General features: G+C 66.8%; 30 protein-coding genes. 13 read left to right on the top strand and 17 right to left on the bottom strand.

The genetic code is table 11. The annotated features are described in order from the left end of the window. Positions 1-318 carry a hydroxyisourate hydrolase gene (gene uraH / locus ACFVJ5_RS23270; protein WP_379223018.1) on the bottom strand — a complete coding sequence of 106 codons (318 nt, stop codon included), beginning with the start codon at positions 316-318 and terminating at the stop codon, positions 1-3. After that, a complete protein-coding gene (uraD, locus tag ACFVJ5_RS23265) occupies positions 315-806 on the bottom strand; it encodes a 2-oxo-4-hydroxy-4-carboxy-5-ureidoimidazoline decarboxylase (RefSeq protein ID WP_379223016.1) in 492 nt (163 codons plus the stop codon). Before uraD ends, uraH begins: the two co-directional genes overlap by 4 nt. Positions 807-932: 126 nt before the next feature. Here uraD and ACFVJ5_RS23260 point away from each other — a divergent pair, with 126 nt between their 5' ends. Beyond that, positions 933-1,529 (top strand): NTP transferase domain-containing protein, encoded by a 597-nt coding sequence (locus tag ACFVJ5_RS23260; protein WP_379223014.1) that lies wholly within the window; start codon positions 933-935, stop codon positions 1,527-1,529. Positions 1,530-1,544: 15 nt separating this feature from the next. Next, a complete protein-coding gene (locus ACFVJ5_RS23255; protein ID WP_379223012.1) occupies positions 1,545-2,564 on the top strand; it encodes an XdhC family protein in 1,020 nt (339 codons plus the stop codon). A gap of 42 nt (positions 2,565-2,606) precedes the next feature. Here the strand turns inward: ACFVJ5_RS23255 and ACFVJ5_RS23250 are convergent, their stop codons facing one another. Genes ACFVJ5_RS23250 through ACFVJ5_RS23235 form a run of 4 tightly spaced genes read right to left on the bottom strand, consistent with a single transcriptional unit; the run spans position 2,607 to position 6,105 of the window. Further along, positions 2,607-3,671 (bottom strand): ABC transporter substrate-binding protein, encoded by a 1,065-nt coding sequence (locus ACFVJ5_RS23250; RefSeq protein WP_378655632.1) that lies wholly within the window; start codon positions 3,669-3,671, stop codon positions 2,607-2,609. 60 nt (positions 3,672-3,731) lie between these two features. Beyond that, on the bottom strand, positions 3,732-4,532 hold the full coding sequence (locus tag ACFVJ5_RS23245; RefSeq protein WP_379223010.1) for an ABC transporter permease: 801 nt from the start codon (positions 4,530-4,532) through the stop codon (positions 3,732-3,734). Then, positions 4,529-5,314: an ABC transporter permease gene (locus ACFVJ5_RS23240; protein ID WP_379223008.1), complete on the bottom strand. Its 786-nt coding sequence runs from the start codon at positions 5,312-5,314 to the stop codon at positions 4,529-4,531. The genes ACFVJ5_RS23245 and ACFVJ5_RS23240 overlap by 4 nt, the downstream gene beginning before the upstream one ends. Then, a complete protein-coding gene (locus ACFVJ5_RS23235) occupies positions 5,311-6,105 on the bottom strand; it encodes an ABC transporter ATP-binding protein (RefSeq protein WP_379223006.1) in 795 nt (264 codons plus the stop codon). Before ACFVJ5_RS23235 ends, ACFVJ5_RS23240 begins: the two co-directional genes overlap by 4 nt. Before the next feature lie 245 nt (positions 6,106-6,350). Here ACFVJ5_RS23235 and ACFVJ5_RS23230 point away from each other — a divergent pair, with 245 nt between their 5' ends. After that, complete coding sequence (locus ACFVJ5_RS23230) at positions 6,351-7,367, top strand: alpha/beta hydrolase (protein ID WP_379223004.1); 1,017 nt, start codon at positions 6,351-6,353, stop codon at positions 7,365-7,367. Positions 7,368-7,429: 62 nt separating this feature from the next. Here ACFVJ5_RS23230 and ACFVJ5_RS23225 read toward each other — a convergent pair whose 3' ends face one another. The 5 genes from ACFVJ5_RS23225 to ACFVJ5_RS23205 form a co-directional block, all read right to left on the bottom strand. Continuing rightward, positions 7,430-8,056 carry a TetR/AcrR family transcriptional regulator gene (locus ACFVJ5_RS23225; RefSeq protein WP_358186529.1) on the bottom strand — a complete coding sequence of 209 codons (627 nt, stop codon included), beginning with the start codon at positions 8,054-8,056 and terminating at the stop codon, positions 7,430-7,432. Positions 8,057-8,202: 146 nt separating this feature from the next. Next, complete coding sequence (locus ACFVJ5_RS23220) at positions 8,203-8,568, bottom strand: DUF3349 domain-containing protein (RefSeq protein WP_379223002.1); 366 nt, start codon at positions 8,566-8,568, stop codon at positions 8,203-8,205. A gap of 11 nt (positions 8,569-8,579) precedes the next feature. After that, positions 8,580-8,861: a hypothetical protein gene (locus tag ACFVJ5_RS23215; protein WP_378991133.1), complete on the bottom strand. Its 282-nt coding sequence runs from the start codon at positions 8,859-8,861 to the stop codon at positions 8,580-8,582. A gap of 12 nt (positions 8,862-8,873) precedes the next feature. Continuing rightward, positions 8,874-10,061, bottom strand: coding sequence for an anion permease (locus tag ACFVJ5_RS23210; protein ID WP_379223000.1), 1,188 nt, complete (start codon positions 10,059-10,061; stop codon positions 8,874-8,876). 73 nt (positions 10,062-10,134) lie between these two features. After that, entirely contained in the window at positions 10,135-11,649 is a 1,515-nt protein-coding gene (locus ACFVJ5_RS23205) for an ATP-dependent DNA ligase (RefSeq protein ID WP_379222998.1), read from the bottom strand. A gap of 94 nt (positions 11,650-11,743) precedes the next feature. On the opposite strand from ACFVJ5_RS23205, the gene ramB reads away from it, so the two are divergent. After that, complete coding sequence (ramB, locus tag ACFVJ5_RS23200) at positions 11,744-13,150, top strand: acetate metabolism transcriptional regulator RamB (RefSeq protein WP_056814684.1); 1,407 nt, start codon at positions 11,744-11,746, stop codon at positions 13,148-13,150. A gap of 4 nt (positions 13,151-13,154) precedes the next feature. On the opposite strand, the gene ACFVJ5_RS23195 is transcribed toward ramB, so the two are convergent. Beyond that, the gene (locus tag ACFVJ5_RS23195) at positions 13,155-14,984 is read right to left on the bottom strand and encodes an acyl-CoA dehydrogenase (RefSeq protein ID WP_379222996.1); all 1,830 of its coding nucleotides are present in this window, start codon (positions 14,982-14,984) and stop codon (positions 13,155-13,157) included. 339 nt (positions 14,985-15,323) lie between these two features. Here ACFVJ5_RS23195 and urtA point away from each other — a divergent pair, with 339 nt between their 5' ends. From urtA to ACFVJ5_RS23165, 6 genes are all read left to right on the top strand, one after another. Continuing rightward, entirely contained in the window at positions 15,324-16,574 is a 1,251-nt protein-coding gene (gene urtA / locus ACFVJ5_RS23190) for an urea ABC transporter substrate-binding protein (protein ID WP_056814694.1), read from the top strand. A 70-nt stretch (positions 16,575-16,644) separates the two neighbouring features. After that, on the top strand, positions 16,645-17,529 hold the full coding sequence (gene urtB / locus ACFVJ5_RS23185) for an urea ABC transporter permease subunit UrtB (protein WP_266293973.1): 885 nt from the start codon (positions 16,645-16,647) through the stop codon (positions 17,527-17,529). Continuing rightward, positions 17,526-18,659, top strand: a complete 1,134-nt coding sequence (gene urtC / locus ACFVJ5_RS23180) for an urea ABC transporter permease subunit UrtC (RefSeq protein ID WP_379222994.1) — start codon at positions 17,526-17,528, stop codon at positions 18,657-18,659. The genes urtB and urtC overlap by 4 nt, the downstream gene beginning before the upstream one ends. Then, the gene (gene urtD, locus ACFVJ5_RS23175; protein ID WP_379222992.1) at positions 18,656-19,459 is read left to right on the top strand and encodes an urea ABC transporter ATP-binding protein UrtD; all 804 of its coding nucleotides are present in this window, start codon (positions 18,656-18,658) and stop codon (positions 19,457-19,459) included. The genes urtC and urtD overlap by 4 nt, the downstream gene beginning before the upstream one ends. Next, entirely contained in the window at positions 19,452-20,144 is a 693-nt protein-coding gene (gene urtE / locus ACFVJ5_RS23170) for an urea ABC transporter ATP-binding subunit UrtE (RefSeq protein WP_056814706.1), read from the top strand. The genes urtD and urtE overlap by 8 nt, the downstream gene beginning before the upstream one ends. 14 nt (positions 20,145-20,158) lie before the next feature. Then, positions 20,159-20,908 carry a GntR family transcriptional regulator gene (locus ACFVJ5_RS23165; protein ID WP_379222990.1) on the top strand — a complete coding sequence of 250 codons (750 nt, stop codon included), beginning with the start codon at positions 20,159-20,161 and terminating at the stop codon, positions 20,906-20,908. Here the strand turns inward: ACFVJ5_RS23165 and ACFVJ5_RS23160 are convergent, their stop codons facing one another. After that, a complete protein-coding gene (locus ACFVJ5_RS23160) occupies positions 20,909-21,790 on the bottom strand; it encodes an NERD domain-containing protein (RefSeq protein WP_379222988.1) in 882 nt (293 codons plus the stop codon). 202 nt (positions 21,791-21,992) lie between these two features. Between ACFVJ5_RS23160 and ACFVJ5_RS23155 the strand changes: the two genes are divergently transcribed. Beyond that, complete coding sequence (locus ACFVJ5_RS23155; protein ID WP_379222986.1) at positions 21,993-22,538, top strand: carboxymuconolactone decarboxylase family protein; 546 nt, start codon at positions 21,993-21,995, stop codon at positions 22,536-22,538. 92 nt (positions 22,539-22,630) lie between these two features. Continuing rightward, positions 22,631-23,008, top strand: a complete 378-nt coding sequence (locus tag ACFVJ5_RS23150; protein WP_379222985.1) for a VOC family protein — start codon at positions 22,631-22,633, stop codon at positions 23,006-23,008. Here the strand turns inward: ACFVJ5_RS23150 and ACFVJ5_RS23145 are convergent, their stop codons facing one another. Both ACFVJ5_RS23145 and ACFVJ5_RS23140 read right to left on the bottom strand, forming a co-directional pair. Further along, positions 23,009-23,332 (bottom strand): hypothetical protein, encoded by a 324-nt coding sequence (locus ACFVJ5_RS23145; RefSeq protein WP_379223387.1) that lies wholly within the window; start codon positions 23,330-23,332, stop codon positions 23,009-23,011. A 168-nt stretch (positions 23,333-23,500) separates the two neighbouring features. Then, the gene (locus ACFVJ5_RS23140) at positions 23,501-24,340 is read right to left on the bottom strand and encodes an NmrA family NAD(P)-binding protein (protein WP_379222983.1); all 840 of its coding nucleotides are present in this window, start codon (positions 24,338-24,340) and stop codon (positions 23,501-23,503) included. An 85-nt stretch (positions 24,341-24,425) separates the two neighbouring features. On the opposite strand from ACFVJ5_RS23140, the gene ACFVJ5_RS23135 reads away from it, so the two are divergent. Continuing rightward, positions 24,426-24,875, top strand: a complete 450-nt coding sequence (locus ACFVJ5_RS23135) for a winged helix-turn-helix transcriptional regulator (protein WP_379222981.1) — start codon at positions 24,426-24,428, stop codon at positions 24,873-24,875. Here ACFVJ5_RS23135 and ACFVJ5_RS23130 read toward each other — a convergent pair. Both ACFVJ5_RS23130 and ACFVJ5_RS23125 read right to left on the bottom strand, forming a co-directional pair. Further along, positions 24,836-25,531: a polysaccharide deacetylase family protein gene (locus ACFVJ5_RS23130; protein WP_379222979.1), complete on the bottom strand. Its 696-nt coding sequence runs from the start codon at positions 25,529-25,531 to the stop codon at positions 24,836-24,838. The two genes, ACFVJ5_RS23135 and ACFVJ5_RS23130, sit on opposite strands and share 40 nt — an antisense overlap. 52 nt (positions 25,532-25,583) lie before the next feature. Further along, the gene (locus ACFVJ5_RS23125) at positions 25,584-26,084 is read right to left on the bottom strand and encodes a L,D-transpeptidase (RefSeq protein ID WP_379222977.1); all 501 of its coding nucleotides are present in this window, start codon (positions 26,082-26,084) and stop codon (positions 25,584-25,586) included. Positions 26,085-26,258: the final 174 nt, after the last annotated feature.

Below are 26,258 nucleotides of genomic sequence, written 5' to 3'. Positions count from 1 at the left end.
TCAGCTCCCTCGGTAGGTGGAATAGGCGAACGGCGACAGCAACAGCGGCACATGCAGATGCGGCTGCTCACCCACGGTGAACGCGACGCAGACTTCCGGATAGAAGGTCTCGGTGCCCTGTGCCGCGAAATAGCTGCCGGTGTCGAAGAACAATCGGTAGTCACCCGGATTGAGTCCGGCCGCGAGCTCTTTCACCCGGCCGTCGGCATCGGTGAGCGCTTCGGTGAGCCGCTGGTCGTCGCGCAGGAGCCACACCGCGACGCCCGCGGCGGGCACGCCGCGCACGGCATCGAGGACATGGGTGCTCAGGCTCGTCACGACGCCACCAGCCCCGCCAGGCGCAGCCGGTTGATCTTGGCCAGTTCTGCTCGCATGACCTGCCTTTCGGTAGACGGATCGTTGTCCAGGCGCGCCCGCAGGACCGCGAGTAATTCCTCGCCGCCGCGGCCTGCCGCGCAGACCAGGTAGATATGGCCGAACTTCGCCTCGTAGGCGCGGTTGCCCTCGGCCAGGGCCGCGCGTACCTCGTCGCCCGCCACCCCGGACTGTTCGCGCGCCGATGCCGCCGAGGTCGGGCGGTCGCCGATACGCGGGTGACCGGCCAGCGCCTCGTCGATATCGGCGTCGTCGAGCGCGGCCGCCGCCGCGTCGGCGGCCGCCAGCAGCGACTCCGTGGTCGCATAGGGGCGCGCGCCCGCGATCGCCCGCGCCCAGCGCGGCGCCGAGCAACAGCCAAGCAATGCCTGTTCTGCCATCGCCGCAGGTAGATCGTTGAAACCCGCGAGGCTCAACCCTTCGCTCGTCATCGATCCAGCATCGCGCGATCCCCGCCGTGTCGCCACCGATGTGCAGTCCATCACGTCGGCGTGTCGTCGCCGGTGCGCTCCCCTGCTGTAATCGAGCGGCAACATTGGGTCATTACCTTCGCTCACATGCCCCCACTCGACCGTTCCGCGCACGCCTCGTGCACGGGCATCGTCTTCGCGGCCGGTGCGGGCACGCGATACGGCAAACCCAAGGCACTCGCCGAAAACGGCGCCTGGTTGCGCTCGGCGATCACCGCTCTGCGCGACGGTGGCTGCGATCCGGTGATCGTCATGCTCGGCGCGACGGGACCCGATCCGGCCGGCCTCGGACTGCCCGCGGGCGCCGAATGCCGGTGGGTCGCCGACTGGGCGACCGGACTCTCCGCGACGGTGCGCGAGGGCCTGCGCGCCGCCACCGAAACGGACGCCCGGTACGTGGCGTTCCTGCCCGTCGACATCCCCGATATCGGGGCCGATGTGGTCGCCAGAGTGCTCGCCGCGGCACGCTCGAGCAAGAGCGGACTTGCCCGTGCTGTGTTTCACAACACACCTGGACACCCCGTTGTGATCGAGAACAAGCACTGGGAAGCCATTTCCGAAGTAGCCGCAGGCGATATCGGGGCCGGTTCCTATTTGGGCGGTCGACAGGATATGGTGTGCGTCACGTGCGACGACTTGGCGACAGGGACCGATCGCGATTTCCCGGAAGTCGGCGCACGGTGATCGGAGTTGTGAGATATGCGCGATATCGTCGATGACCTTCTGCGAGTGTGGCATTCGGGCCGTACGGGCGGCCTGGCCACCGTGGTCCGTACCATCGGCACCAATTCCCTGCCCATCGGCTCTTCGATGCTCGTCACCCCCAACGGTGGCGTCTTCGGATCCATTGCCTCCGGACGGCTGGAAGAGACCGTCTACGACGCGGCATTGGAAGCGGGTCGCACCGGCGTCCGGCAACTGCGTCGCTACAGCATGCTCACCGGTATGGAATCGAGTGCCGACGACGGAACACTCGTCGATATCTTCGTAGAACCGTTCTCCTGCCGCGACTTTCCCGAATTCCCCACTATCGCCGCCGATATCCAAGCCCATCGCCGGGTCACCGTGTTCACCGTGGTGTGGAATCAGGATCCCGACGTCATCGGCCAGCATCTGGTCACCGATCGCAAGCACGCGACCGAACTCGTCGCGCTGCCCGAGTCGGATCTGTTCGTCGCCTCGTACTGCCCGCCGCCGCGCCTGATCATCTTCGGCGCCAACGCCTATGCCGCCACCCTCGTCGCGCAGGCGCGGATGATCGGCTACCGGGTGACCATCTGCGACTCGCGCCCCGAGTTCGCCGACCCGGCCTCGTTCCCGGGCGCCGAAGTGGTCGTCGACTGGCCGCATCGCTACCTCAACACCCTCTCGGCCGCGGGCGAGGTCGACAGCAGCACCGCCATCGTCGTGCTGGCCAACGAGCCGCGCTTCGAGATCCCGCTGCTCACCGTCGCCCTACGACTACCCGAGCTCGGATACCTTGCCGCCCTCGGCACCCCCGCCGACCAGGCCCGTCGCCTCGACGACCTGCGCGCGGGCGGCTTCGACGAGCCGACTCTGTCACGCGTGCACGTACCGGCCGGCCTCGAGTCCGGCCCGCGCACCCCGGCCGAGACCGCGGTCTTCATCACCGCCGACTTCCTCGCCTCCCGCGCGGGTCTGCGCCTCGCGGCTCAGCGCGACTACGGCTCGACCGCCGCCGTGGGCATGGCTATTTGATGTACCCGGTCGGCGCCGCGAGGCAGCGGCGCCGACCGAGTTCTATTTCAGGCCCGGGTTCTCGGCGTACACCTCGCGCAGCACGGACAGGTCGAAGAGCTGGTCGGCCTTGATGTCGATTTTGGCGGTACGCAGCGCGGCGATGTTCTGCTCGATCAGCGCGTCCGACATCGTCAGCAGGCCGTCGGTCCTGGTCGACGCCGAGACGACCAGGTCGTTCTGTGCGGTGGCCTCCTTGGTCTGCTCGGCCAGATCGAGTTTCAGGTCCTTGCCGTAGACCTCTACGGCCAGGCGCGCGGACTCGGCGGGGTTGGCGACAGCGTCCTTCCAGCCCTTGATCTGGGCGGTCAGGAAGGCCTTGAGCTTGTCGCGCTCGTTGTCGATGGTGTGCTGGCTGACAGTCAATGTCTCCGCGACCAGCGGCAGGCCGAAGTCGGCGAACAGGAAGTGATCGTTGGCGAAGCCCTTGGCGGCCAGGGTGATCGGCTCGTTGGTCACGTAACTCACCCAGCCGTCGACCTCACCGTTGGCCAGCGGGGTCGGATCGAACTGCGCGGGCACCACGGTGACATCGCCGGGACTGATGCCGTTGGCCGCCAGCAGAGCACTGAAGATGAGCTGATTGGTGTCCTGCACGCCGATCTTGCGGCCCTTCATCTCCGCCGGAGATTTGATCGGTTTGCCCGCCGAGCTCACGATCGCGAACGGGTTCTTCTGATAGGTCGCGCCGACGATCTTGGCGGGTAGTCCTTCCAGTACGGCGGGCGCGGTGGTCTGCGGCGCGGAAAGGCCGAGCCAGATCTTGCCGGTATCGAGACCGGCTTCCACCGAGGTCGACGCCGCGCCACCCGCGACGAGATCTACCGCACCGAATCCCGCATCCTTGAAATAGCCCTTCGAATCGGCGAAATACTCACCCGCGAATTCGATGTTCTTGATCCAGGACAACTGGACAGCGACCTTGCCGAATTTCGAGCCGTCGTCGGTCGAGCCGTTCGAGGAAGTGGCCGAACTACCGCCACAGGCGGCGAGCAGCCCGGCACCGCCGAGCGCCGCGCCGGTCAATGCGGAAAAGCGGAGAAAGGAACGACGGTCGATACTGTTCATACGCAGAATGTAGGTTCGGCGCGTTTCGTTCTCTTTGCCGCCACGTTCCGCCGCTATTCCTTACTTTCCCGCGCTCGGTCCGAAGCGCGCGAGCACCACGTTCTCGATCACGCCGACGATCGCGTACAGCAGTACTGATACCACCGTGACCACCACGATCGACGCCCACAGCCGGTTGTACTGGAACATCGGGATGGCCCGCACCAGGCTCGCGCCCAATCCTGTTCCACTGCCGAGCCATTCACCCAGCAGGGCGCCGATCAGCGCGCCGGGCACCGAGACTCTGGCCGCGGCGAACACCGACGGCAGCGCGGCGGGCACCGCGACCATCCGCAGTCGCGTCCACCGCGTGCCGCCGTAGGCGGTCACCAATTCCATTGCCTGCCTCGGCGCTTCGCGCAGGCCCGTCATGATCATCACCAGGGCGGGGAAGAACACGACGATCGCCGTCAGCACCGTCACCCCCGCTGTGCCACGGCCGAAGATCAGCACGACGATCGGACTCAGGGCAACCAGCGGCACCGACCGCAACAGCATCGCGACCGGCATGAACGTCTGCCGCACAGCCGAATACAGCACGAACAGCGCGGCGACGCCGATCGCGCCGAGCATTCCGACGACGAAGCCCGATGCCGCGTCACCGAGGGTGATCACGAGGTCGTCGACGATCGCCTGGCGCGCTGCCGGCGCGCCCGCCGAAGTGACCAGGTAGGCCCAGACATCCGACGGCGTCTTGCCCACTCGCGGCCCGATCTGCGGGAACAGGCGAAGGAACAGCGTCCAGATGACGAGCAGCAGAATCAGCGACGTCGCCAACGGCAGCAGAAAGCGGCCGATCCGGCGCACAACGGTGGTGGTCATCGCCCCTCCTCCACCGTCGTCCACGGCGTGATCAGTCGGGCCGCGCCCGCCACCAGCAAGTACCCGAGTCCGGCCAGGGCGGCCGCGGCGATCGCCATGCCCCAGGTGCGCGGCACGTTGTAGGCGGTCTGGGCCGCCGTGAGCGCGACCCCGATACCGCTGTCGACGCCACCGAGATACTCACCGATGATCGCGCCGAGCACGGCCGACGGCGCGGCGATCTTCAAGGCGGCGAACGTATTCGGCAGCGCGGCGATGGCTTGCACCCGATACAGCTGCTGCCAGCGGCCACCGCCGTAGGCGCGCACCAGATCCAGGCTCGCCGGATCGGCCGAGCGCAATCCGCTCACCGCGCCGACCATGGTGGTGAAGAAGCAGTACATCGCGGCCAGGAACACCGTGGGCGTGCGTCCGCCGAACACCACCAGGATGATCGGGCCCAGCGCCACCAGCGGCGTGCAGTAGCTCAGGATGGCCAGCTGGGTCGCGAGGGGTTCGATCCGCGGCACCAGCATGATCAGCGCCGCGATCCCGATCGCCAGCACGTTCCCCCAGAGGAAGCCCTGCAACGCCCCGATCGCGGTGACCTGGAAGTTGGGCCCGTAGAGCCCCCACCCGTCCGACCACATGACCGAAAGGACCCGCCACGGTGAGGGAATCGTCCCGCCCGCGGTTCCGGCGGCGGCCAGCGCCCACCACAGGGCGATCAGCGCCACCACGCCCAGCGCCCCGGCCACCCGGCCCATGTCGGTCGGGATACGCCGGGCTGTCGCCACACTCATACCACTCCACCCCGCCCGAACAGCAGCTCGGACAGGTAGTCACAGAGCTTGTGGAATTCGGGGGTGCGCATCATCTCCGGTGTGCGCGGTCGCGGCAGGTCGATCTCGACCAGTTCGAGCACCCGGCCCGGTCGCGGACTCATCACCGCCACCACGTCGGAGAGGAACACCGCCTCGCCGATGCCGTGGGTGACCATCAGTGTGGTCGCGGGCTTCTCGGTCCAGATGCGCAGCAGTTCCAGGTTCAATCGCTGCCGGGTCATGTCGTCGAGCGCGCCGAACGGTTCGTCGAGCAACAACACCGACGGCTGCACGACCAGCGCTCGCGCGATCGAAACCCGTTGGCGCATACCGCCGGACAACTGCGCGGGCTTGGCCTTCTCGAACCCCTCCAGCCCGACCAGCGCGATCAGTTCGGCGATCCGGTCCGGTTCGGCGGGCAGCCCGGCCACCTGCAACGGCAGCCGGATGTTCGACTCCACACTGCGCCACGGCAGCAACGCCGAATCCTGGAACGCGATACCGAGCTCGGCTCCACCGCGCAATTGTTCCGGGGACATGCCGTTGATCCGCGCGCTGCCCGCACTCGGTTCGTCCAGGCCGGCCAGAATCCGCAACACCGTCGATTTGCCGCAGCCCGAGGGCCCGAGCAATGACAGGAATGCACCGTGAGAAGTCCGCAAATCGACCGAGTCCAGCGCGTTGACAGTGTTGCGGCCCACCGTGAAGGTCTTGCTCAATCCACTGATCTCGATCCCGGTGGTCGCGCTACCGGAGATTTCCTTACCCATGCTCGTCACCATAAGAGCGCCTGGTTGCGGCGGCATTTCCGAATCACAGCCCAGATTGCGCCCCCGTAAACCGTGCTCGAGGTCACCATAAAAGTGAACCGGTAACGATTCGGTCCTGTGAGAGGACATAGAGTGTCGGAGGATCTGACAGCCCTGCAGGCGTCGAGCGCATATGCTCTCGGCGACCGGGGGAAGCACTGCGATGACGTGCCCGACAGGGCCCGTGGACTGGAACCGACTGTTCGATGAAGCTCTCTGCACTACGTACCGTGGCCGCGCTGCGCACCACCGCCGTGGCTCTGACCGCCGCATTGTCGGTGGCCGTTGTCGCCGGCGGCGCCGCGAACGCCGAACCCGAGAAGCCCTCAGCCGTGTCGTCCATCGTCAAAGACGGACGCGTGTGGCATCTGAAGGTGTACTCGGCGGCGATGAAGAAGGACATCACGATCGACGTGCAGCGTCCCGTCGACGAGTCCAAGCCCGCCCCCAACTTCTACATGCTCAACGGCCTCGACGGCGGTGAGGGCACCGCCAGCTGGGCGGCGCAGACCCAGGCGCTGAGCTTCCTGGCCGACAAGCAGGTCAATGTGATCCAGCCGATCGGCGGCCGCGGCAGCTACTACACCGACTGGAAAGCCGAAGACCCGAAGCTGGGCCTGAACAAGTGGAGCACCTTCTTCACCCAGGAGCTCCCGCCGCTGCTCGACGGCGCACTGAACTCCACCGGCCTGAACTCGCTGGCCGGGCTGTCCACCTCCGGCACCTCGGTGCTGCAGCTGGCCGAGGCCAACCCGGGTCTGTTCAAGTCCGTCGCCGCCTACAGTGGCTGCGCGCAGATCGCCGACCCGATGGGCAAGCAGGCCGTCAAGTTCTCCGTGGAGACCTGGGCCGGTGGCAAGACCGCGAACATGTACGGCCCGGACAACGATCCCGCGTGGGTCGAGAACGACCCGGTCGTCAACGCGGAGAAGCTGCGCGGCACCAACCTCTACATCTCCAGCGGTAGCGGCATGCCGACCAACGCCGACGTGGCCTACTACCTCAACGGTTCGCCCGGCCCGATGGGCGTGATCAACCTCGGTCTCGGTATCGGCATCGAAGCGGCGACCAACGCTTGCAGCCAGAACCTGAAGACCAAGCTGGACTCGCTGGGTATCCCGGCGACCTACCAGTTCACCCCGATGGGCACCCACTACTGGCCGTACTGGGAGCAGGCGCTGCACGAGTCGTGGCCGCTGCTCGCACAGGGCATGGGTATCTGATTTCCCACTGAAAGCGGGAGGCATCCGGATTCGGATGCCTCCCGTTTCTGCGTTGTCGGCAGCTACGTGGTGGGCGCGACCGCGGTGCGCACCGTGAGCCCGGAGCGGATGAAATAGGCGATCTCCTCGCAGATCTCGTCGACCGAGATCGCGTCACCGGGAACGGTGGCGTGCACCATCTCCTGCGCGAGGGAATTCACCGCGCCGATTACCGCGAGGCCGAACAGGTGCAGGCTGCGCGATTCCGCTTCGCCACGTTCGGCGGCGCGCTGAGCTTCCCGGGTGAGCAGTGCCGAAATCGACCGCCGCTGCGCGCGCCGCCATTCCTCCACTACCGGACTCACCCCGACGACCTCGACATAGAACACCCGCGCCGCCCGGCGATCACGGCAGGTCACCGCGAGGAACGCGCGGAAACTCTCCACCACGCGTACCACCAGCGGCTGTTCGCTGGTGTGTTCCAATGCCTCGTCGAGGCGGCGTAGCGCGGCCGCGTTCAACCGGTCGACGAGGGCGATCAGTAATGCCTCGCGGCTACCGATGTCTTCGTAGAAACTGCGGGTCGACACATTCGCGGTCGAACACAGTCGCTCGATCGAGGTCGACGAATATCCCTGGGTGCCGAATAGTTCCAGTGCCGCGTCGGTCAACCTGTTGCGGCGTAGCGCGACTCGCTGCTGGCGCGACAATCCACCGTAACTACGACCACTATCGGTTACATCCGCACGCCGAACCACGGATGCATGCTAGCGCGCGATCGCCGGACAGCCGGGCGATTCGCCATTGTCGCCGTGCGCGAATTCCGCTGGCGTATCGGAATTGTCGAAGTGGATGATCAATTCTGTTCGGTAGTGGGTTCGCCGTCGTCGAGTGGTTCGGCCAACGGCCAGCCACCGGCGGCCAGATGCGAAGCCACCCGCGAGACATCGTCGGGCGCGGGCTGCTGCTTCGCGAAATCGGCGATGGCGGCCGCGATTTCGGCCTCGCTGATCGATTCCCGATTCGGATTCGCCTCCACCAGTTTCTCCCCGATCACCCTCACCTCGTAGTCGGTGAGGTGGCGGTGCAGCACGGCGAACAACGCGACATAGTCCGACTGGGGAATACCCTGCGGATAGCCCGCGCGCAGCCACCCGAGCACACGCGAGAGCAGGTTGCCACGGACCGGCGGGGTCGCGGGAGTGGGGTTCGGATCGGTCATGGCTTCCTCACTCATGATTGGCCGAACAGGTGGATGCCGAACTGGTGGGCGATGAACGCCTTGGCGGTGAACAGGATTCCGGTGATCACCACGACGACGATGAGGACCAGACAGGTCACCGCACCCGCCAGCGCCGGATAGTTGCGCCGGACTCGGCCCTCGGCGTCGACGGTCTCGGCATTGCCCCACCACCGCACCGCGAAGGCGAAGACCGCGGGCACACCCGCGCCGAAGATCAGCGCGGCGAGCACCACTTCCCACAGTGAACTCAGATTGGTGATCACGGTGTGCATGATCGCTCCCCTCTACCCGGCATGGTTCTGGTCGATCGGCGCCTGTGCCGAGGTGGGTGGCTGATGGCCATCGGGCCATTCGTTCACATTGTGAGTGCCGACCGGGTCCCGGCGCGACCGGAGATAGATTCCGAGCGCACCGGCGATCAGGAGGCCGAACACCACGAGCACGCCGGGGAGTCCACCGATGACGTTCGCGATCGCCCAGCAGATCGCGCCGACGATGCCCGCCATCGGCAGGGTCAGCCCCCAAGCGACGGCCATCCGGCCCATCACCCGCCAGCGCACCTCGGCGCCCTTGCCGATGCCGGTGCCGAGGATCGCGCCGGTCGCGGTCTGCGTGGTCGACAGCGGCAGGCCGAAGTGCGCCGAGGTGAGAATGATCGCCGCCGAGGTCGACTCGGCGGCCAGGCCCTGCGGCGACTCGATCTCGACCAGGCCCTTGCCGAGGGTCCTGATGATCCGCCAGCCGCCGAGATAGGTGCCCAGGGCGATCGCGACGGCGCAGGCCGCCATCACCCACAGCGGCATGTGGTCGTCTTTGTCCAGCGTGCCGTAGGCGACCAGCGCGAGGAAGATGATGCCCATCGTCTTCTGCGCGTCGTTGGTGCCGTGCGCCAGCGAGACCAGGGAGGCCGAGCCGATCTGGCCCCAGCGGAAGCCCTCTTCGGTCTTCTCCCGGTCGACGCCGTGGGTGATCCGGTACACCAGGAACGTGCCGATCGCCGCCACGATGGCCGCGATCACCGGCGCGAGCAGCGCGGGCAGCACGATCTTGATCAGCACGCCGTCCGACCCCGATGCCCAGATCACACCGTTCCAGCCGAGCGCGGCGATCGTCGAACCGATCAGGCCGCCGAACAGGGCGTGCGAGGAACTGGACGGCAGGCCGAGCAGCCAGGTCAACAGGTTCCACAGGATGCCGCCGACCAAACCGGCGAACACGATGACCAGCAGGTCCTGCCCGCCCACGTCGTCGAGTTGCACGATTCCCTTGGCCACCGTCGCCGCCACCGACACCGACAGAAACGCACCGATCAGGTTCAGCACGCCCGAGAGGGCGACTGCCGTCTTCGGCTTCAGCGCACCGGTGGCGATCGAGGTCGCCATGGCGTTGGCCGTGTCGTGGAATCCGTTGGTGAAGTCGAATGCGAGAGCGGTGACGATGACGATCAACAGGACCATTAGTTCGGCGCTCACCGGAACAGTGTGTCGTATGCCGCCGCCGGATTGCCAAACTGTTGCGGGTAAGTCGCACGACCAGCGGCTGAGCTCAGCCGGAGGCCACGCCGAGCGCGCGCACGGCCTCGATGGTGTCGGCATCCCCCGGTTCCTTGTCCGGCCGGTACCGCACCACCCTGGCGAAGCGCAGCGCGACTCCGCCCGGATATCGGGCACTGGTCTGGACGCCGTCGAGCGCGATCTCGACGACGAGTTCGGAGCGCAGGTACACGGCCTGGCCGTCGCGGTGGGTTTCGTGGCGCGGGAATTCCTCGGTCTGCCAGCGCAGCAATTCGTCGGTGAGGCCCTTGAACGTCTTGCCGACCATCACCGGCTCACCGGTCTCCGGATCGCGGGCCGCCAGATGCAGGTTGGACAGGAAACCGGTGCGGCGTCCGTAGCCCCATTCGGCGCCGATCACCAGTAGGTCGAGGGTGTGCGCGGGTTTGATCTTCTGCCAGGCCTTGCCGCGGCGGCCCGCGGCGTACGGGGCATCGAGCGCCTTGACCATCACGCCTTCGTTGCCGACCGCGAGCGCGTCGTCGTAGCAGTCGGCGGCAGCCTCCGGGGTGGGTGCGATCAGCGCGGGGATGCTGTGTTCGCCCGCAACCTGTTCCAAGGCAGTGCGGCGGACGCGCAGAGGTTCGTCGATGAGGTCGGTGCCGTCGAGATGCAGGCAGTCGAAGAAGTACGGGTGCAACCGGCGTGGATCGCCGATGGTGGCGAACCTGCTCATCGTTTCCTGGAACGGGCGTGGGCGGCCCGCGTCGGTCAGGGCGAGGGTTTCGCCGTCCAGGACCACGGTGGCGCAGTCGAGAGTCTTGACCAGGTCGACGAGTTCGGGGACACCCGAGGTGATGTCGCGCAGGGTTCTGGTGAAGACCCAGACCCGGTCGCCGTCGCGGTGCACCTGGATGCGGGCGCCGTCGAGCTTGTGTTCGACACTGATGTCGGAGCCCAGCTCGGCGAGAACCTCGTCCAGCGAACCGCCGGGTGAGGCGAGCATCGGCGCTACCGGACGTCCTACTTCGAGGCGGAACGCGGCCAGGGCTTGCTCGCCCCCGGCGAGCGCGGCGATCGCGGTGGCGGGGAGCCGGCCCGAGAGCATATGGGCTCGGCGCACCACGTCGACGGGGATGCCGGTGGACTGTGCGAGCGCCTCGATCACGATCGCGGTGAGCGCGCCCTGCCGGAGTTCGCCGGTGAGCAGGCGGACCAGGAAGGACTGTTCCTCCTCGGTCGCGGCGGTGAAGAGCGCGGTCAGCAATTCGCGGCGCCGGTTGGTCGAGCCCTTGCCGTTCAGCCCGGTGAGCTGGGAGAAGATATCGTCCACCGCGCCGACGGTGAGGCTCGCCTCGCTGCTCGGCGGTGTCTCGAGTCCGGCCACCGTGCGCCACCCGGCCCCGATCCGGGCCTGCACCAGCTCGCCGGACAACCACGCCACCACGGTCCCGATCTCGGACGGGCCCGCGGCACCGAAGAGCTCGGCCAGCGCGGCGGTTTTCGCCTTGCGCGACCGGGTCGCCCGCACGGCCGCGGAGGCCGTGACGACATCGCTGAACAGCACCTCACGACAGTATCGCGAGGGTGTGACACAGAGCTCGAGCCCGGTTGTTAAGAATCCATTGGCAAGCCTGCGAAACCGCCCCTAAACTGGACATATGGCCAAGACCTATGTCGGAGCGCGGCTGCGCCAGCTGCGTACCGAACGTGGGCTGAGCCAGGTGGCGCTCGCGCAGAAACTGGAGATCTCGGCCAGCTATCTGAACCAGATCGAACACGACGTGCGACCGCTCACCGTGCCGGTGCTGACGCGCATCAACGAGGTCTTCGGCGTCGACCCCACCTTCTTCTCCGCCCAGGACGACACCCGGCTCATCGCCGAGCTGTCCGAAGTGGTGATGGACGCCGAGCTCGGCATCGAGGCCGACACCCAGCAGATCGCCGACATGGTCTCCGCGCATCCGTCGATGGCGCGCGCCCTGGTGGCCATGCACAACCGCTACCGCAACACCAGCGCGCAGCTGGCCGCCGCCACCGAGGACCGGTTCGCCGACGGTTCCGGCAGCGCCGCGATCAGCAAGCCGCACGAGGAAGTACGCGACTACTTCTATCAGCGCCAGAACTACATCCACGAATTGGATACCGCCGCAGAGGATCTCACCGCGCGCATCCGGTTCCACGGTGGCGAGGTGAGCACCGAGATCGTGCGTCTGCTGCGCGCGCACGGCGTGCGGATCAGCGAGCGCATCGACCTCGGCGAGGGCGTGCTGCACCACTTCGACCCCGAGACCAAACAGCTGGAAATCTCCCCGCACCTGTCCGGCGGACAGCGCACCTTCAAGCTCGCGGCCGAACTGGCCTACCTCGAATGTGGACCACTGCTCGAAAAGCTGGTCGACGAAGGCAATTTCGCCTCCGACGCCTCACACAAACTCGCGATGCTCGGACTGGCGAACTACTTCGCGGCCGCGATGGTCCTGCCGTACACGCACTTTCACGAAGTAGCCGAGAACTTCCGCTACGACATCGAGCGCCTGTCGGCGTTCTTCTCGCAGAGTTTCGAAACCATCTGCCACCGCCTCTCGACCCTGCAACGACCGACTCTGCGCGGGGTCCCCTTCTCTTTCGTGCGCGTCGACCGCGCAGGCAATATGTCGAAACGCCAGTCCGCCACGGGTTTCCACTTCTCGGCCAGCGGCGGCACCTGCCCGCTCTGGAACGTCTACGAGACCTTCGCCTACCCCGGCAAGATCATGACCCAGATCGCCCAGATGCCCGACGGCCGCAAATATCTCTGGATCGCGCGCACCGTGGAACGCCGCGCCACCCGCTACGGCCAACCCGGCAAGACCTTCGCGATCGGCCTCGGCTGCGAACTGCGCCACGCGGGTCGCGTCGTCTACGCCGACGGCATCGACCTCGGCGAAGCCAACGCCACCCCCATCGGCGCGGGCTGCCGAGTGTGCGTGCGCTCCAACTGCCCTCAGCGCGCCTTCCCGCCGCTGGGCAAGGCCCTCGACATCAGCGAACACCGCAGCTCGGTCTCCCCGTACCTCATCAAATAGCCGCTCAGAAGGCTTCCTCCGGGACGGCCATGATGTCGTTGTCGATGGCGGCGAGGATGTTCTTGGTAGCGGTGAGTTCGGGGAGGACATTCTTGGCGAAGAAACTCGCCGCGGCGACTTTGCCCTGGTAGTAGGGGCGGTCCCGCGGTGCGGCGTCGGAGGCCAAGGCGGCGGCGGCGATGTCGGCCTGGACCAGCAGGCGCCAGGCGATGAGGAGATCGCCGACCGACATCAGGAAGCGAACCGAGCCGAGGCCCACCTTGTAGAGCTCGGTGGGCTCGGTGCGGCCCGCCATGGCATAGCCGGTGAGGGTGGCGGCCATCGCGCCGACGTCGGCCTGGGCGGTGCGCAGCAGGGCGCGCTCGGTGGCGAAACGGCCGGTGTCATTGTCCAGGTAGACGCCGATCTGCGCGTTCACGTGGGATAGGGCGACACCACGATCGCGAATGATCTTGCGGAAGAAGAAGTCCTGGGCCTGGATCGCCGTGGTGCCCTCGTAGAGCGAGTCGATCTTGGCGTCACGGATGTACTGCTCGATCGGATAGTCCTGCAGATAGCCGGAGCCGCCGAAAGTCTGCAGCGACTCGGCGAGCAACTGGTACGCGCGCTCGGATCCCACGCCCTTGACGATCGGCAGCAGCAGATCGTTCACGCGGTGCGCGGTCTCCGGATCGGCACCGGATACCAGCTGCGCCACATCCGCGTTCTGATGCGCGGCGGTATACAGATACACCGCTCGCAGCCCTTCCGCGTAGGCCTTCTGCATGGCCAGCGACCGGCGCACATCAGGGTGCTGGGTGATGGTGACGCGCGGCGCCGCCTTGTCGGCGACCTGCGTCAGATCCGCGCCCTGCACCCGCGTCTTGGCGTACTCGAGCGCGTTCAGATACCCGGTCGACAACGTCCCGGACGACTTCACACCGACCGTCATCCGCGCGTTCTCGATCACCTTGAACATCTGTGCGATGCCGTTGTGCACGTCGCCGACCAGCCAGCCCTTGGCGGGCACCGCGGTGCCGCCGAAGGTCACTTCACAGGTCGGCGAGGACTTGATCCCCATCTTGTGCTCGACCCCGGTCACGTACACACCGTTGCGGTCGCCCGGTTCCAGCGTCTCGGGATCGAAGAGGAACTTCGGCACGTAGAACAGCGAAAGCCCCTTGGTGCCGGGGCCGGCGCCCTCCGGCCGGGCGAGCACCAGGTGGAAGATGTTCTCGGCCGTATCACCCACGTCACCGCCGGAAATGAACCGTTTCACCCCGTCGATGTGCCATGACCCGTCGGGCTGCGGCACAGCCCTGGCGCGACCGGCGCCGACATCGGATCCGGCATCCGGTTCGGTGAGCACCATGGTCGCCTGCCACCCGCGCTCGAACCCGCCCCGCGCCCAGCGCTTCTGTTCGTCGTTGCCGATCTCGTAGAGCACCGAGCCCATCATCGGGCCCATGTTGAAGAAGCTGGCCGCCGGATTGGCACAGATGATGAGCTCGTTGATCGCCCACATCAGCGCGTTCGGGGCGGCGGTGCCGTCCATACCCGCCGGCATGGCGAGGCGATACCAGCCCGCTTCGTGCACCAGGTCCACCGTCTTGCGCAGCGGATCGGGCACGGTGATGTCGTGGGTATCGGGGTGGAACACCACCGGGTGCCGGTCGGCCTCGGCGAACGAGTCCGCGATCGGCCCCTCGGCCAGGTGTTTCACCTCGTCGAGGAGCTGGCGCACCGTATCGGAGTCCAGGTCGCCGTAGGCGCCGGTGTCCAGAACCTTGTCCAGGTTCAGGACCTCGAACAGATTGAACTCGATGTCACGCACGTTCGCCTTGTAGTGCCCCATCGGGCCCTCCTCGACTGACCGCACACGGCCCGATTGCCGTGTGGCTCGGCTGCTCGACGTCGTTCGAATCGAGCGTGCCGCATCGCCACACCCCTACGCAACCGTAGGCAAGCCGATCCTCAGACAGCCCCACGGCGAACAATTCACACGGACGAAACAGACGAAACGGGCACGTGACCGAGAGACATTCGGGTGCAACAAGTTCCCTCTACTGTCTCGAATCACGAATACAGCTTCTGTATACAACTCGGTGTACATCCAGTCTCCGGGGCAGACAGCGGCGGTATTCGTTGTGGCGCGTGTGGCGCCGCCGTTACACCTGATGAGGAGAACCGCCCCATGTCTGAATCCCGTTTGGTCAAGGCACTTGTCGTGCCTGCCGCGGTGGCCGTCGCCGGCCTGCTGCTCACCGGCTGTGGTGCGCGCGACGACGCGTCGACCGGCTCGACCGCCGCCTCCTGCGTCGACACCAGCAAGGACACCATCAAGGTGGGCTCGCTGCACTCGCTGTCGGGCACGATGGCCATTTCCGAAGTCACCGTGGCCAATTCGACCAAGCTGGCGATCGACCAGATCAACGCGGCGGGCGGTGTGCTCGGCAAGAAGATCGAGATCGTCCTCGAAGACGGCGCCTCCGACCCCAAGACCTTCGCCGAGAAGGCGGAGAAGCTGATCAGCTCCGACTGTGTCGCTTCGGTATTCGGCGGCTGGACCTCCTCGAGCCGCAAGGCCATGAAGCCCAAGTTCGAGAGCCTGAACTCGCTGCTCTACTACCCCGTGCAGTACGAGGGCCTGGAAGATTCCAAGAACATCTTCTACACCGGCGCCACCACCAACCAGCAGATCATCCCCGCGCTGGACTACCTGAAGCAGAAGGGCATCAAGTCCCTCTACCTGGTCGGCTCCGACTACGTCTTCCCGCAGACCGCCAACCGCGAGATCAAGGCCTACGCCGCGGCCAACGGCATCGAGATCAAGGGCGAGGACTACACCCCGCTCGGGTCCACCGACTTCTCCACCATCGTCAACAAGGTGCGTGCCGCCAAGGCGGGCGCGGTGTTCAACACCCTCAACGGCGACTCCAACGTCGCCTTCTTCCGCGAGTACACCAACGCCGGCCTGAAAGCCGCTGAGATGCCGGTGGTTTCGGTGTCGATCGCCGAGGAAGAGGTCGCGGGCATCGGCGCGCAGAACATCGCGGGCCAGCTGACCGCCTGGAACTACTACCAGACCGTCGACTCCCCGGCGAACAAGAAGTTCGTCGCCGACTACAAGGCCGCCTTCGGCGCCGACAAGCCCACCTCGGACCCGATGGAAGCCGCGTACGCCTCGGTCTACCTGTGGAAGAACACCGTCGAGAAGGCGAAGTCGTTCGCGGTGGCCGACATTCAGGCCGCGGCCGACGGCGTGAGCTTCGACGCGCCCGAAGGCACCGTCACCATCGACGGCTCCAACCACCACATCACCAAAACCGCCCGGATCGGTGAGATCCGCCCCGACGGCCTGATCTACACCGTCTGGGATTCCGGCAAGGCCATCACCCCGGACCCGTACCTGAAGTCCTACGAATGGGCCAAGGGCCTCAAGTAAACAGCCCGACAGATGTGGGACGCGCAGTGCGCGCGTCCCACATCGCCCCATCTCCAAGGAGTCCACTGCAATGGACGTGCTGATCAGTCAGCTCTTCACCGGGCTGAGTCTGGGATCCATTCTTCTGCTCGCCGCGCTCGGCCTTTCCCTGACATTCGGTCAGATGGGCGTCATCAATATGGCGCACGGCGAATTCATCATGGCCGGTTGCTACACCACTTATGTAGTGCAGCAAGTCTTCTCGTCGGCCGGAGTTTCGCTGGTCGTTTCCCTGCTGATGGGCTTCCTCATCGGCGGCCTGCTCGGCGCCGCCCTGGAGATGGGGCTGATCCGCTACATGTACGACCGACCGCTGGACACCCTGCTCGTCACCTTCGGTGTCGGACTCGTGCTCCAGCAGGCCGCGCGTGACATCTTCGGCGCGCCCGCCAAGAACGTGCTGGTGCCCGAATGGCTCAGTGGCGGTATCACTATCGCGGGCGCGGTCGTACCGAAGACCCGCATCTTCATCCTCGTGCTCGCGATCGTCGCGGTGACCACCCTGGCCGCCGTGCTCAAGACCACCCCCATGGGGCGACGGATTCGCGCCGTCGTGCAGAACCGCGGACTCGCCGAAACCAGCGGCATCTCCAGCAGATTCACCGATATCAGCACGTTCTTCATCGGCTCCGGACTGGCCGGTGTCGCCGGTGTGGCGCTCACCCTGATCGGTTCGACGAGTCCCACCATCGGCCAGAGCTATCTGATCGACGCGTTCCTGGTGGTCGTGATCGGTGGCCTCGGCCAGATCAAGGGCACGGTGATCGCGGCGTTCGCGCTCGGCCTGCTCAACTCGTTCATCGAATACTCCACCACCGCGTCCATCGCGAAGGTGATCGTGTTCGTGCTGATCGTCATCTTCCTGCAGGTCCGTCCGCAGGGCCTGTTCACCGTGCGGACGAGGAGCCTGGCATGACCGCACTCACCGAACGTCTCCGCGAATACCCGCGGCTCACCCCACTACTCGGTTTCGGCGTTGCCGCGATCCTGCTGTTCGCTGTCGCGCCAGCGGTTCTGAGCGACTTCCGCTTGAACCTGCTCGCCAAGTTCCTCTGCTTCGCCATCGTGGCGGCGGGCATCGGATTGGCCTGGGGCCGTGGCGGAATGCTCACCCTCGGCCAGGGCGTTTTCTTCGGCATCGGCGCCTACATCATGGCCATGCACATGCAGCTCGCCGACGCCGCCCGCCTCGGCAACGATGTCCCGGAGTTCATGGAGATCTCCGGGATCAGCGAACTCCCCGGTTTCTGGCAGCCGTTCAGCTCCGCGCCGGTCGCCATCCTCGGCATCCTGGTGCTGCCCGCGCTGGTCGCCGCCGTGCTCGGTTACGGCGTGTTCAAGCGCCGGGTGCGCGGCGCCTACTTCGCCATCCTGAGTCAGGCGCTGGCCGCGGCGCTGGCGATCCTGCTCACCGGTCAGCAGGCCATCGGCGGCTTCACCGGGCTGTCGGACTTCCGCTCCTTCTTCGGATTCCGGCTCTCGGACCCGGCCAACCGGCAGATGCTGTTCTTCATCGCCGCGGGCACCCTGCTCGTGGTGGTGGCCCTGATCCGTCAGCTCAACCGCAGCCGCTACGGCGAACTGCTCGTCGCGGTGCGTGACGCGGAGGAGCGGGTGCGCTTCCTAGGCTACGACCCGGCCAACATCAAGATCGTCGCGTACGTCGTGGCCGCGTTCCTCGCCGGGATCGCGGGTGCGTTGTTCACCCCGATCGTCGGCATCATCTCCCCCGCCGACATCGGCGTCATCCCGTCGATCGCCTTCCTGATCGGTGTCGCCATCGGTGGCCGCACCACGCTGCTCGGGCCGATTCTCGGCGCGATCGGTGTCGCCTGGGCGCAGACCTCGCTGTCGGAGCAGTTCCCGTCGGGCTGGACCTATATGCAGGGCATCCTGTTCATCGTGGTCGTCGGCTTCATCCCCGCCGGGCTGGCCGGACTGTGGCCGATGTTCAAGGGCTGGCTCGACAGCCGTAAGAAGCTGCCACCCGCGCCGGAAGAACCCGCCGCCGCCGTCGTCACCGAGGAGAAGGTGCAAGCGCGATGACACTCGAACCCAAAGCCGGCGGCAACGCGGGCATGGACAGCGACTACCTCGAAATCCGTGGTCTCACCGTCAGTTTCGATGGCTTCAAGGCCGTCACCGAGGTCGATCTCACGGTGCTGCAGGGTGACCTGCGGTTCCTGATCGGCCCGAACGGCGCGGGTAAGACCACGCTCATCGACGCCATCACCGGCCTGGTCCCGGCCACCGGTTCGGCGCAGAAGTCGGGCGTCGAACTGCTCGGCAAGAAGGTGCATCAGATCGCGCGCCTCGGCATCGGGCGCACCTTCCAGACGGCCAGTGTGTTCGAGCAGCTCACCGTGTTGCAGAACCTGGATATCGCGGCGGGCGCCGGGCGTTCGGCACTGTCGCTGCTACGCATGCGCAAGTCGGTGCTGCCGAGTATCGAAGAGGCTTTGGAGACAACGGGTCTCACCGACCTGCGGGACAAGCCCGCCGGGGTGCTCGCGCACGGGCAGAAGCAGTGGCTCGAGATCGGCATGCTGCTGGTGCAGAACGCGTCGGTGCTGCTGCTCGACGAGCCCGTCGCGGGCATGAGCGCCGAGGAGCGCGAGGAGACCGGAAACCTGCTGCGCCGCATCGGCAGTGATCGCGTGGTGATCGTCGTCGAGCACGACATGGACTTCATGCGGTCCTTCGCCACCTCGGTCACCGTGCTCGCGGGCGGCAAGGTGCTCAGCGAGGGCAGCGTCGAACAGGTGCAGGCCGATCCGAAGGTGCAAGAGGTCTATCTCGGCACCGCGACTCTGGTTGCGACAGACAAGGAGTCGGCCGATGCTTGAGCTACACGACATCCGTTCCGGATACGGGCGCACCGAGGTCATCCACGGCGTCAGCATGACCGTGCCCGACGACAGCGTCGTCGCGATCATGGGCCACAACGGCGCGGGCAAGACCACGCTGCTGCGCGCCGCGGTGGGGCTGCTGCCCACCAAGTCGGGGACCATCACCTTCGACGGCGAGAAGATCACCAAACTCTCACCCTCGCAACGGGTCAAGCGCGGAATCGGCTATGTGCCGCAGGGCCAGCAGAGCTTCGGGCAGCTGACCACCGCCGAGAACCTCCAGGTGGTCGCGGACGGGCGCAAGCGCGGCAAGGCGCTGATCGACGAATCCCTCGATCTGTTCCCCGCACTGAAGGACCTGCTCACCCGCAAGGCCGGCCTGCTCTCGGGCGGGCAACGTCAGCAGCTGGCCATCGCGCGGGCACTGATCACCGAACCGAAGCTGCTCATCCTCGACGAGCCGACCGAGGGCATCCAGCCGTCGGTGGTCGCCGAAATCGAGCGCACCATCATCGAATTGACGCAGCGCGGCGGTTTGAGCGTGCTGCTGGTGGAGCAGCACATCGGCTTCGCACTGCAGGCCGCGCAGCAGTACTACGTGCTGCACTCGGGGCATCTCGGCTCGACCGGGGCAGGCGGGGCAGGCGCGGAATCCGCGGTCCGCGCGGCGATGGCGATCTGATCGCAGCGGCGCACATGGCCGGGAGGGGATCGGGCGAGGACGCGCGTCCCGCGGGCGGCCCGCGGCGGGTGCCGCTGGCCGCCCGCGTCTACGACGAACTCCGCCACGACCTCGCCACCGGGGAACTGGCGCCGACCGAACGGCTGCGCGCCGAACGGCTGGCCCAGCGCTACGGCGTCTCGCGTACCCCGGTGCGCGAGGCGCTGGCCCGGCTCGAGGCCGACGGGCTCGTGCAGCGCCATCCCGACGGTCTCTACCTGTACCGGCCACGCCTGAACGAACTCGACGAGCTCTACGAACTACGAATCGTGCTGGAATCCCGTGGTTTTCAGCGCATCGCCGCCGGTGGTTCCGTACAGGTCCACATCCCGACCGAACACGACCTACCCACCGTGCGCGCCGAGCTGGCCCGCTGGCTCGAATACCGCGACACCCCACCGGAACCCGGACCCGACCTGGTCGCCGCCGACGAGCAGTTCCACACCGAACTGCTCAGGGCGGCGGGCAATTCCGCCCTCGCCGAGGCACTGTCCGCCGTCTACCTGCGGGTTCGCCCGGTGCGCACGATGGATGTGCCGACCGCCGAGCGGGTGGCGGCCATGACCGCCGACCACATCACCATCGCCGAACAGGTGCTCGCCGGTGACGACGAGCAGGCCCTGCACACCCTCACCGCCCACATCGATTCCTCCCGCGCGCACGTCCGGGTGCGCGCCGAGCAGGCGATCGCCTTCACCAAACTCGGTCGTGCCGTGCGGGATTGATCAGCATTCCGGCTGGAACGGCCAGCACTCGGTCTTGCGCGGAGTCGCCGGAGTGGGCGCACGGGTCGTCGAAGTCTGCGAGGTATCCGACATCGGGCGCGGATGCGGCGAGTCCTGGATCAGCGCCACGCCGACCACCACGAAGACGACGAAGATGCCGAGCAGCGCGGCGGCGAACAGTCCGATGCCGGCGAGCTTTCCCCGGCGCGACGGATCCGGCGGCGGGGCAGGCTCGCTGAATGTGCGCACCGGCGGCGCCACCGGAGTCGGCGCGGGTCGACGGGTGCCGAAGCCCTCCTCGGCCAGCTCGGCACGCGATGGCACCTCGACCACACCGAGCGCCGTGCAGGTGTTGAGCACACGCTCGACCGTCCATTCGCGCGGCCCCGCCGAGAACCCTTCCAGGTATACCCGTAGCTCATGCGCGTCGACGCTGTTCGCGACCAGCACGTCGAGACCCGGCCGCAGCGCGGTGCGCGCCGGCCGCACCACCACGCCCCGATACGGCACGAGCACCACCGCGCCGGACACATGTCTGCTGTCCTGCAAGGCCTGCTCCAGCGCGACCCGCACCGCGTGCACCCCGTGTTCGACCCGGTCGGTGAGACCGTTCGACGCGTCGGCTGCTAAATCCAGCGGACTGTCGCTGATCATCCAGGTGCCGTCGGCGGCGGCGGTGAGCAGACCGCTCTGCCGCCGCCGGAAACCCTTCACCTCGAGCACCGTGATCCCGCGCGGCGTCACGATCACCGCGCCGAGCCGCCGGTCACCCACCCGGCAGTCGACCAGCGCGAGCCCCGTACTCGGATAGGTGCGCAGGCAGTCCACGAGCTCGTGCTCGGCGCCGGTGAGCTCGGCACCCGGTCTGATCCGAACCAGCATGTTCGATGTTCCCCTACCAGTGCTGCGACTTCACACCGCCGCTGCGCGCTGCGGTACCCACCGATCATGACGCGCAACGGTTCCGAAAACCACTGGAAACCAAAGAAAACCGGCACGAATACAGGAGTGGCCCCTGGAGCCGATACCGGCGAGTACGCTCCGATCCTGGCCGACGATGTTCGAGAAGACAGGTGGACCAGAGATGGATTCAGCGCCCCTACCACGCGTTTCGCCGGGACGGTTCGGTGAACTCGGGCCGATCAACTGGGTTGTCTGGCAAGTACTTTCCCGCGCGGCGGGCACCGAGGACGCGCATCTGTTCAGCACCCTCGGTCGCACGGGCGGGCTCTTTCGCGGCTGGCTGCATTTCTCCGGCAAGCTCATGCCGGGTGGCAGGTTGCCGCGTGCCGAGGCCGAGCTGGTGATCCTGCGCGTCGCTCAGCTGCGCGAATGCGACTACGAGGCCGACCATCATCGTCGACTGGGCCGCAAGGCCGGGCTGTCGGCCGTCGAGATCGAGCGGGTTGCCGCAGGTCCCGAGGCCGAGGGCTGGAGTCCTCGACAGCGGGCGCTGCTCGATGTCGTCGATCTGCTGGTGACCACCCGGAATGTGGACGACGCGGCGTGGAACGCGCTGGCCGAGCACTACGACGAGCGGACGCTGATCGAGATCGTGCTGCTGATCAACCAGTACGAGGGTCTGGCGTCGACCATCACGACCTTGCGGATCGAGCGCGACACGTTCTGATTGTGTGACCCAGGTCATATAGCGAGACGCCGCAGAATCTCCCACAGTAAAGGCGTACAACGTACGGAGTTCATCGCCACCGAGGAGAACCCATGCAGATCAGCGCTTCCGCCCTCTCGCTCAATGTCGCCGACCCCCAGGCCTCGGCCCAGTTCCTGATCGACCACCTCGGCTTCGCCGAGAAGATGGCCGCCGACGGGTTCGTCAATGTGACGCGGGCCGACGCGGGCATGGACGTGATCTACCTGCGTACCGGCCTCGGCTCGTTCAAGCCCGCCCGCATCGCGGGCAGCGCGGGCGAGGGCCTGCTGGTGGTGTTCGTCGTCGACGACATCGACCGCGAATACGACCGCTTGCGGGCCGAGGGCGTCCCGATCGAGACGCCCATCGAAACCGAGGAATGGGGCGAGCGGTACTTCCAGATGACCGACCCCAACGGGATCGTCATCCAGCTCGTGCAATGGGTGTGATCAGCGGCGGGCGACGCGCAGCGCGGCCACGATCATCGGGATCTGCAACGGCAGCCGCGCCAGCACGCCTGCCTTGAAAGCCTTGGGCGCCTTCGGATTACCGACGACGTCCGCCGTCATCTGGATATTGGCCGGGAAGACACCGACGAACAGCGCCGCGGCCAGCCAGCCACCCAGCCGACGGGTGCGCGGCACGGCCAGCGCGGTCGCCACGCCCAGCTCGGCAACCCCGGACGCGTACGTGTACGTCCGCGGGTTGCCGGGCAGCTGCGGCGGCACGATCTTGTCGAACGGCTTCGGCGCGAGGAAGTGCAGGGTGCCCATGAAGAACAACAGCCCACTCAACCAGGAGTGCGCCGTTCCGCCTCTCCGGGTATTCGAGCCAGACCGCGGCGCGGGGCTAAGTGACGTTGGCGGGCGGAGGTCGCTCATCTGGTCAGGTTAGCCCGTGCCCGGTGAGTTACCCATGTGCTGCCGTCACGACGGTGGCGCCTACCGCGCGAAGACCGTGGCCGCGGGGGTTGCGGGGCGGCCGAGGAGCTTGGTCAGATCGCCGGTGGTCACCTCCAGCAGGCCCGCTCCGATGCCGGCATCGGCGTCGGCGAGGACGGCGGCGTACTGCTCCTCGAGACCCGCTGCGCGCAGGGCGGCCGCGTAATCATCCTTGGAGAGGTCCGCGTAAGAGACCGGGGAGCCCTTCGCCTCGGCGACCGCGGCCGCCAGGTCAGCGCCGGTCAGCGCCTCGTCACCGCCCAGTTCGTAGACGCGGCCCTCATGCCCCTCGCCGGTCAGCACGCGCGCGGCCGCCTCGGCGTAATCGGCGCGTGCGGCGCCGGAGACACGGCCCCGGGCCATCGCGCCGTGGAGGACGCCGGACCGGGCCGCGTTCGCGACGGCGCCGGCGTAGTTCTCCCAGTACCAGCTGTTGCGCAGCAGCACCGTCGGCACGGCGGCGCTCGCCAGCACCTCTTCGGTGCCGCGATGCTCGGCGGCCAGCAGCATCGGATTGCTGTCGGCGCGCGGAATGCTGGTGTAGGCCAGCAGTGCGACCCCGGCGCGCTCGGCGGCGCGAAGGACATTGGTGTGCTGGGCTACTCGCTTGCCGAACTCGGTGCCCGAGATCAGCAGCACCCGGTCCACACCGGCCAGGGCGGCGTCGAGGGCCGCCGGATCGTCGTAGGACGCCTGCCGTACTTCCGCACCGCGCGCGGCGAGGTCGGCCACCTTGTTCGGATCGCGCACGATCGCGACCGGCCGCTCCCCTGCGGCGAGCAGGGCCTCCACGACCAACCGGCCGAGCTTTCCGCCTGCTGCTGTCACTGCCACGGTCATTGCTGCCTCCATTGATATAAGCACTAACTATTAGTAAGCACTATGCCTTCAGTGGGCACTTGCGTCAAGTGGGTAAGATGGATCCATGCCCGAGACGACCCCCGCGGACCACGACCCCACGCTGGAAGCCGACGTCTTCGCGCGCAATTGCGGTTCCCGCCCCGTCTTGCAGAACATCACCGGACGGTGGGGTGTGCTCGCCCTGGTCGCGCTGCGCGACGGTCCCGTCCGATTCAGCGCCCTGCGCCGCCGGGTCGACGGCGTGAGCGAGCGCATGCTCTCGCAAACCCTGCAGGCGCTGGAACGCGACGGCATGGTCCATCGCGAGGTGCTCGAAGCGATCCCGCCCCGCGTCGAATACACACTCACGGAACTGGGCACGACGGTCGCGACCCAGCTGGAGTCGCTGATCGTCGTCGTGGAGTCCAATATGGACACCGTCCGCGCGGCGCAGGACACCTACCACCGCGCAGGCGGCATCGACCAAGCATCAGCTCAGCGCGCGAGCAGCTCCGAGACAGTGACGAATCGGTAGCCCTGCGCGCGCAATCCGCGCACGATCTCCGGCACCGCGGCAAGAGACTCCGGGCCGTACATGACATGCAGCAAGATGATCGATCCCGGTCGGGTTTCGGAGAGAGCGTCGCCGACGATGGCCTCCCGTGACGCGCCACCCGCGGAATCGGGCTCCACATCCCAGGTCACCGAGGTGCGATCGTGGTCGGCGAGGTAGTGCGGCAGCGTCCACAGTTTCTTGCCGTACGGCGGACGGAAACTGATCGGCCCCGGATACCCGGCGCGACGGATCTCGGTGTCGGTCCGCTCGATCTCCGCGCGCACGGTATCGCCGGAAACCAGCACCATGCGCCGGTGCGAATAGGAGTGATTCCCGATCTCGTGGCCCGCGCCCACGATCGCCGCACCGTATTCGGGATGCGCGGCCAGGTCCTCGCCGACCAGGTAGAAGGTCGCGGGGACTTGTAATTCCGCCAGCGTCCGCAACACGTCCGGCGTCCGCGCGGTGGGTCCGTCGTCGAAGGTCAACGCGACGACCTTCTCGTCGGTCTCGACCCGATCGACCAGCCGCCCCGCCACCTGATAGGACCGCGAATTCATCAACACATACAGACCAGCCAGCACCGCCGAAACCACGACGACGCCGACAATCCCGCCCACCAACCACCGACGCATGGACAGACGGTAACTCACCGGGCCGGATCAGCCCGGTGAGTTGTCCGGGTACCTACGCGATGACCTGGGTGATGTCGCCCGGGTTCAGGTAGTCGAAGAAACGGTGGGCGCCGTCTTCGGTCATGCGCACACAGCCGTGCGATTTCGAATCGACCGGTCCCACGTGGAATGCCATGTCGCCGTTGAAGAACGTGGCCCAGCGCATCGGCGCATTGTGCATCGTGCTCCAGTGGAATTCCCGCTTGAAGGAAATCTTGGTCACCGCGGGCGGCGTTTCGAATCCGGCCATGCCGTGCGAGATCGGCGTGGGTCCGAAGATCACCCGGCCGTTGTCGACCAGCCACGCCTCGTTCGTCGACAACCGCATGCACGCCCTGGCTTCGACGACCGGGCACGGCGATGCGGTGGGAACGATGGCGGGAACACCGGGAACGTCCGGGCCACCGGGGAAAAGAGGTTCAGCGACGGCCGGTGTCACCGTGCCGAGTCCGGCCACAGCGACTGCGGCTGTTGCCGCGATCCGTGCTGTCCAACCGAGAATGCTCTTGCTCATCGAGTCGTTGCCTCTCTGTCCGCCTCTCCGCGCCTTTTGCCGGTCGTTAGGTACGACGACAGCGCGGTGCCGGGCTGGCGGTCACGATGTAGTCAGCTTGTGGGCGTGCCCGGCGAGTTACCCATGTACTCACAAGATCAGGTGTTGCGACTAACAAGCGAACGAAAGAGCTAC

Source organism: Nocardia sp. NPDC127606, assembly GCF_042671725.1.
Taxonomy (GTDB): Bacteria; Actinomycetota; Actinomycetes; order Mycobacteriales; family Mycobacteriaceae; genus Nocardia.
Note: the sequence above shows the minus strand (reverse complement) of the source record. Positions and strands in the feature narration are given on the sequence as shown.